Consider the following 6,285-nt stretch of genomic DNA (forward strand, 5'->3'; position numbering starts at 1 on the left):
TCCAACACCTGCGCTCGCCGCAGCTTCTTGCGCAGTACCGCGTGACCAGCGCCATCGGCTCCATGCACTTGGAGCACATTCTTTGCCAGATCGAGTCCGACCGGGATAATCTCCGACATGACCGCTCTCCTTTTGTGGATCCTCGCGGACCCACCTTGGCACACAGATGCTGTCGGGGGGCGCTTACATCATCAGAGCCCAGGTGGAGCGAAAGCCGCCAGTTCCATCGTGGGGATGGGGCCGGTTCCCGGCATCTTTTGCACGCGAGCAGAAATGCTGGATCGGCTGCTCGCCGCCGCAATCTGTGCAACAAGATCGGCAGCCCGACGTGACAGGTCACTGAGCTGGTCAAGGCAGCGTTTCGCCATATGGCGAAGGGCAGGCAGAAGATCCTGCACCTGCGCAATGGCGATTGCCGTCACCGTGGCCATCAGCGGGATGAAATCAGGCTCTGCCGCAGCTTTGGCACCGTTGTTTTACAACGACGCTATCCTGTACCCATCCTTTATGGAAGTCGCCGATGGAGTTCCCGTTTTCAAGTTGGGGTTGTCTGTCGGCGGACCTTTCGGCCGGTCAGACGAAGGAGTCGGGGTCACGATCCGGCTTCACTCCCGATCCGCCAAAGCCGCGGCGGTGTGCCCGTGTTGCGGCACGGTGTCAGACCACGGCTGAGGCCGGGTTGCGGGCCAGTCCGGGGATTGGTGGATTCGCCCGCGATCGCAATGGCCGCTATGGCGGTGCCGTCAATTGCGCCCTTGCGGAGACCGTCGAGCGTGCCGATGGCCGGCACCTGTTAGGAGACCGCAAGTACCGCCTTCCTGACTGCCATGCAGCGATGCATGCCTGCCATCCGCAAGGCGGTTGGCGCAAAGACAGTTGTTCCAGGAACACCGGGATGGCCGCCACGCAGGCGTTCGTCAGGCTGAGCGCCGATGACCTGCCCGGGCAGAGGCGCAGGCAGGTCATCGGCGACAGCATCAATCCATGGCTTTGACCGAGGCGTTGGCTTCGCCGCGCACCCAGTAGCCCGCCGCCTTGAGCCATTGCAGCGGATGGCCTTGCGCCAGAAGCGCCTCGCGCAGGGCGCGGGCAACGCCGCCCTCGGCGGCAATCCACGCGAAACTGCGCGCGGGCAGCGTGGCCGGCAGCGCCGCCAGCAGGCTGGCCGGATCGGCGGACTCCGCGGCGGCGCGGTGCACCCATGTCACCTCGAGCGACGCCTTGCTGACGAGGGGCTGTTCCTCGGTCGGGCCTTCGACGGCGATGATCACCGTGGCGCTGCCGCCGGGCAGCTCTTCGAGACGGCGGGCGATGGCGGGAATCGCGGTTTCATCGCCGATCAGCAGCCAATGGGCGATGTCGCCGTCGATGATCACCGAACCGCGCGGCCCACCGATATGGGCGGTATCGCCGACCTTGACAGCACGGCTCCAGTCGGCGGCAGGGCCACCCGGATGGTCGTAAACATCGACGATCAGCTCCTGCCCGTCATAGTGGCGCGGGGTATAATCGCGGCCCACGCTCTCGCCGCTGGCATCGGGCACGAACAGCTTGAAGTGATCGTCGGGCGCGCCTGAAACAAAGCCCTGCAGCCCGGGGCCGGACAGCGCGAGGCGGATCATCTTGGGGGTCAGGCGCTCGGCCCTCGTCACGCTGAGCGCGCGGCGCACCAGATCGTGGCGCTGGCGGGTGATGCGGGGAGCATCCTGAATGTCGGTGGTCATCCTGTCGTCCTTTCAAGGTCTGTCGGCACGGCGAGGCACGCCGATCCCGTCTCACATCAACCCGCCCGCCGATGCCCAGCGCATAGGGAGGGCATCAGAGCGGGCGCGATCGATCACGTAGACGCGTGCCGGGCGGCCCTTCGCCAAATACCATATTCATTTTGTCAGGTACTGCGCCAGACCTTTTCACGCCAACGTGAGCATTCCTACGGCGATGCGCCGCACAACCACGCCTTCTCTGCAAGAACGGTGCGAGATTATCGGCTGCTCTGCGGGCCATTGATGGCCATACTCGCCATGCGAGCTTGCCCTTACCGGCGCGGTTTCAATGCTTTCGCGCGGTCTGCCGCCAATGGCATCTGGCTCGCGGCGACGGATCACCGAGGCCGCACCTCCGTTTGCCGCCAGCCGATTGATGCGCAACCTCGCCGCCTAGCCCAGTTCCATCGTGGCGATGGCCTGAAGCATCGGCAGCGGCTTTGGCGAGGTGCCGCGATACATGCGGGCGGTTGCGAAGGTCTCGACAAAGCCCTCGGCGCGCAACAGCGCTTCGAAGCCGGTGGCGCTGTCGGGTAGGTCGATGATCGCTTTGACGGGCGGCAGTTCTGCCAACGCCGCGCGTGCCAGCGCCAATGCTTCGGCCGGGGTCGGCGCGATCACCGGGCCGATCTTGGCCCCCTCACGGCACAGACGCGCCGTGGCAAAGCCGGTCTCGCTGCAAACGGTGATGCGATCCGGCGCGCCTTCCAGCCACGCTGTTAAGAAACGTGGGCGCGCATAGCCGCCCGCCGTAGTATCCAGCGCCTGCAACCGGGCGAGATCCTCGGGGCGCGCCCGCGCAATGGCGGCATCCGGGCGCGGCTCCAGCGCCCCTTCGAAGCGCCGCGTTGCGCCGCTGCGCACAAAGCCCGAGCGGGCGTAATTCGCCTGCTGCGCGGCAACGCCGTCCAGCCCCACGGTGCGCTCGCCCGCATGGGCCAGCGCCTGCTGCCACAGGCCATAGCCGATGCCCTGCCCGCGACATTCCGGGCGACACAGGTACAGACCCAGAAACGCCATCGCCTCGCTATGATTGACCACCGAGATCGCTGCCACCGGCTCCCCATCCCTATCGGCCAGAAAGAACCCCTCCGGATCGGCGGCCAGAAAGGCGGCGGCATCTGACAAGCCGGGATTCCAGCCCTCATTCGCGGCCCAATCCAGAATCTGCGCCACCTCTTGCACGGTGTCTGCCTGCCGGTAACGGATCATATCAGGGCCTCTCTCAGTGAGCCGGGGGTCGAGCTTTGGTTGCGCAGGTCGAGCGATGTCACCAGATCGAGCAGATGCTGCGCCATCAGCTCTTCGGCCAGCGCGCCGTCTCGGGCAACAAAGGCGCGCATCAGCGCGCCATGGGCGTGGCTTTCGCACAGCGCCGAACGCCGCTGCCAGTACAGCGCGATGATCAGCGAGCTGCGCACCACCAGCTGCGAAATCATCGCCTCGATGGTGGATTGATCGGCAACGCGGGCGATCTCGACATGGAACTGCCCCGACAGCGACACCGCCCGCCCGTTCTGTCCCGCGTGCAGCGCTGCATGTTCGGCGTCGATATGAGCCTGAAGCGCCGAGATATTGGTATCGCTCATGCGCAGCGCCGCCGAACGCGCGGTGCGCGGCTCGAGCAGGGCGCGGGCTTCGAACACCTCGCGTGCCTCGCGCACCGATGGCTGCGCGACAAAGGTCCCCCGGTTGCGCTGATGCTCGACAAGGCGGCGATGCGACAGCGCTTGCAGCGCGGCGCGGATCTGGGTGCGCGACACGCCATAGATCTCGGACAGCTCGTCTTCGACCAGCCGCGTGCCCGGCGGCAGGCGATGGTCGTGGATCGCCGCCTCGAGCGCCGAGGCCACCGTCTGTGCCGAAGCCGCCTTGCCTTGCATCCTGTTCATCCACACCGTTCAGCCTTGCCCAGAATCCTACGTCGGCCCCGGCCAAGGGCAAGCGGCAGCGGGCGCGCCCGGATCGTGGCCATCATTGTATACAAGTTTGTCCGCGATATTGCGCAAAGTGCAAGCGTCAATGCTTATTCTTTGGGCAAATGATGTTTCCCCGCAACGCCGCGTCGGGTTTCGACTGACAGTCGCCACGCGCCAAGGCCAGCTTTGGGCAGAACCTGCGATCCGGGGACGATCATCAGATGAGCGACGATCTAGAACTTGTGCACCTGACCAAGCGGTATGGCGACACCGTCGCCGTGGCGGACATCAGCCACCGCTTTCCATCTGGCGCTTATGTGTGCCTGCTTGGCCCGTCGGGCTGCGGCAAGTCGACCACGCTGCGGATGATCGCCGGGCATGAAAGCGTCAGCGAGGGATCGATCCTGCTGGGCGGGCTTGATATCTCGCACCTGCCGCCCGCAAAGCGCGGCACCGCGATGATGTTTCAAAGCTATGCGCTGTTTCCGCATCTGTCGGTGCGCGACAACGTGGCGTTCTCGCTGCGGATGAAGGGCGTGGAGCGGGCCGAGCGCAACGCCACCGCCAACCAGATGCTGGAACTGGTGCATATGTCGGCCTTTGGCGACCGCTTGCCGGCGCAGCTTTCGGGCGGGCAGCAACAGCGCGTGGCACTGGCCCGTGCTCTGGTGACGCAGCCGCGCGTGCTGCTGCTGGACGAGCCGCTGTCGGCGCTCGACCCATTCCTGCGCATCCGGATGCGCGCCGAGCTGAAGAAGCTTCAGCGTGAACTGGGCATTCCGTTCATCCACGTCACCCATGGGCAGGACGAGGCGCTGGCCCTCGCCGATGAGGTCGTGGTGATGAACAACGCGGTGATCGAACAGGCCGGCCCCGCCCGCGAGGTCTGGGGCACGCCGCGCACCGAATTCGTGGCGCGGTTCATGGGCGGTCACAACGTGATCGCCACGCCCTCGGGCAAGGTGTCGTTCCGGGCCGACGAGACGCGCATCTCGGACGCCGGTCTGCCCGCCACGGTTACGGCGGTGGAATATCAGGGCGCATCGGTCGCGATGACCGCCGCGCTGGACAGCGGCGAAGAGCTGCTGGCCCTGCTGCCCGAAGAGACCTTCTTTGCAGCACCGAAAAACCCCGGAGAGGCGGTGCGCCTGTCCTGGGATGAAAGACGGGCCAACCGTCTGCAAGCGTAAGCGACATACAACCGGGAGACACCACATGATGTCGAAGATGAGATACAGCCGCCGCTCCATGCTCAAGGGCGGCGCAGCGGCCGTGGCCGCATCCACCCTGCCCGCGCCGATGATCTGGGCGCAGGAGATCAAGGACGTGACGCTGCGCCAGTTCGGCACTGGCGTGTCCAACCTCAACGAGGTCGGCCAGAAGGTGAAGGAAGACCTTGGCTTCACGCTGGAAATGACGGCGCTGGATTCCGACAGCGTGACGCAGCGCGCCGCCACCCAGCCCGACAGCTTCGACATTGCCGACATCGAATACTGGATCTGCAAGAAGGTCTGGCCGACCGGCAATCTTCAGGCGATGGATACCTCGAAGATCGCCAATTACGACAAGATCGTCGGCATCTTCAAGGATGGCAAGCTGACGCCGGAGTCGGTGATCGCGCAGGGCACCGCCCCCCATTCGGTGGGCTTTATCGAAAAGCCGGGCGCAACAGGCTTTGCCGATGAGCCGACCCAGTGGATGACCCTGATCCCGACCATCTACAACGCCGACACGCTGGGCATCCGCCCCGACCTGATCGGCCGCCCGATCAGCAACTGGTCCGAGCTGCTGAACCCCGAGTTCAAAGGCAAGGCGTCGATCCTCGATATTTCCTCGATCGGCATCATGGACATGGCCATGGTCTGTGAATCGATGGGCGAGATCCAGTACGGCGACAAGGGCAACATGACCCGCGAAGAGATCGACAAGACCTTCGCGATCTTCACCGAGGCCAAGCAGAACGGCCAGTTCCGCGCCTTCTGGAAATCCTTCGACGAGAGCGTCAACCTGATGGCATCGGGCGAGGTGGTGATCCAGTCGATGTGGTCGCCCGCGATCACCGCTGTGAAATCGCGCGGCATCCCCTGCGTCTACCAGCCGCTGGAAGAAGGCTATCGGTCGTGGGGCGGCGGCATCGGCCTGTCGAAATCGCTTTCCGGCCTCGAGCTGGACGCGGCCTATGAATACATCAACTGGTACCTGTCGGGCTGGGTCGGCGGCTTCCTGATGCGTCAGGGCTATTATTCGGCGGTTCCCGAGACCTCGAAAGAGCACATGTCGCAGAACGAGTGGGGCTACTGGTTCGAGGGCAAGGAAGCCACCGGCGAGATCACCTCGCCCTTCGGCGACGTGCTGGCACAGGCGGGCGACACCCGCGACGGCGGCTCGTTCTACGATCGCATGGGCTCGGTCGCCTGCTGGAACGCGGTCATGGACGAGAACCAGTACATGGTGCGCAAGTGGAACGAGTTCATCGCGTCCTAACGCATGAGCCCACAATGTATCGGCGCGCTTACGCGCCGACCCGGGGGGGGGGGGGGGGGGGGGGGGGGGGGGGGGGGGGGGCGGGGGGGGGGGGGGGGGGGGGGGGGGGGGGGGGGGGG

At 65.4% G+C, this 6,285-nt stretch carries 6 protein-coding genes and 1 pseudogene; 2 read left to right on the forward strand and 5 right to left on the reverse strand.

Annotated elements, in window-relative coordinates; translation table 11 throughout:
• From Q4543_RS23490 to Q4543_RS23510, 5 genes and pseudogenes are all read right to left on the reverse strand, one after another.
• Positions 1-119: pseudogene (locus Q4543_RS23490) on the reverse strand (IS110 family transposase); the annotation flags it as partial.
• A gap of 72 nt (positions 120-191) precedes the next feature.
• Complete coding sequence (locus tag Q4543_RS23495; protein WP_303442411.1) at positions 192-431, reverse strand: hypothetical protein; 240 nt, start codon at positions 429-431, stop codon at positions 192-194.
• A gap of 546 nt (positions 432-977) precedes the next feature.
• Positions 978-1,724: a siderophore-interacting protein gene (locus Q4543_RS23500; RefSeq protein WP_303442413.1), complete on the reverse strand. Its 747-nt coding sequence runs from the start codon at positions 1,722-1,724 to the stop codon at positions 978-980.
• 432 nt (positions 1,725-2,156) lie between these two features.
• Positions 2,157-2,975 carry a GNAT family N-acetyltransferase gene (locus Q4543_RS23505; RefSeq protein WP_303442416.1) on the reverse strand — a complete coding sequence of 273 codons (819 nt, stop codon included), beginning with the start codon at positions 2,973-2,975 and terminating at the stop codon, positions 2,157-2,159.
• Positions 2,972-3,655, reverse strand: coding sequence for a GntR family transcriptional regulator (locus Q4543_RS23510; protein ID WP_216005575.1), 684 nt, complete (start codon positions 3,653-3,655; stop codon positions 2,972-2,974). The genes Q4543_RS23505 and Q4543_RS23510 overlap by 4 nt, the downstream gene beginning before the upstream one ends.
• 248 nt (positions 3,656-3,903) lie before the next feature.
• Here Q4543_RS23510 and Q4543_RS23515 point away from each other — a divergent pair, with 248 nt between their 5' ends.
• Complete coding sequence (locus tag Q4543_RS23515; protein ID WP_216005574.1) at positions 3,904-4,872, forward strand: ABC transporter ATP-binding protein; 969 nt, start codon at positions 3,904-3,906, stop codon at positions 4,870-4,872.
• 28 nt (positions 4,873-4,900) lie between these two features.
• Positions 4,901-6,166, forward strand: a complete 1,266-nt coding sequence (locus Q4543_RS23520; RefSeq protein ID WP_303442422.1) for a PotD/PotF family extracellular solute-binding protein — start codon at positions 4,901-4,903, stop codon at positions 6,164-6,166.
• Positions 6,167-6,285: the final 119 nt, after the last annotated feature.

The sequence above is a fragment of the Salipiger sp. 1_MG-2023 genome (genome assembly GCF_030547555.1).
Lineage (GTDB): Bacteria > Pseudomonadota > Alphaproteobacteria > Rhodobacterales > Rhodobacteraceae > Salipiger.

Bases quoted from the DNA above. Each gene is read 5' to 3' on its own strand.
- Q4543_RS23510 (WP_216005575.1), bottom strand. From the start codon at position 3,655: ATGAACAGGATGCAAGGCAAGGCGGCTTCGGCACAGACGGTGGCCTCG.
- Q4543_RS23515 (WP_216005574.1), top strand. From the start codon at position 3,904: ATGAGCGACGATCTAGAACTTGTGCACCTGACCAAGCGGTATGGCGAC.
- Q4543_RS23520 (WP_303442422.1), top strand. From the start codon at position 4,901: ATGTCGAAGATGAGATACAGCCGCCGCTCCATGCTCAAGGGCGGCGCA.
- Q4543_RS23500 (WP_303442413.1), bottom strand. From the start codon at position 1,724: ATGACCACCGACATTCAGGATGCTCCCCGCATCACCCGCCAGCGCCAC.
- Q4543_RS23495 (WP_303442411.1), bottom strand. From the start codon at position 431: ATGGCCACGGTGACGGCAATCGCCATTGCGCAGGTGCAGGATCTTCTG.
- Q4543_RS23505 (WP_303442416.1), bottom strand. From the start codon at position 2,975: ATGATCCGTTACCGGCAGGCAGACACCGTGCAAGAGGTGGCGCAGATT.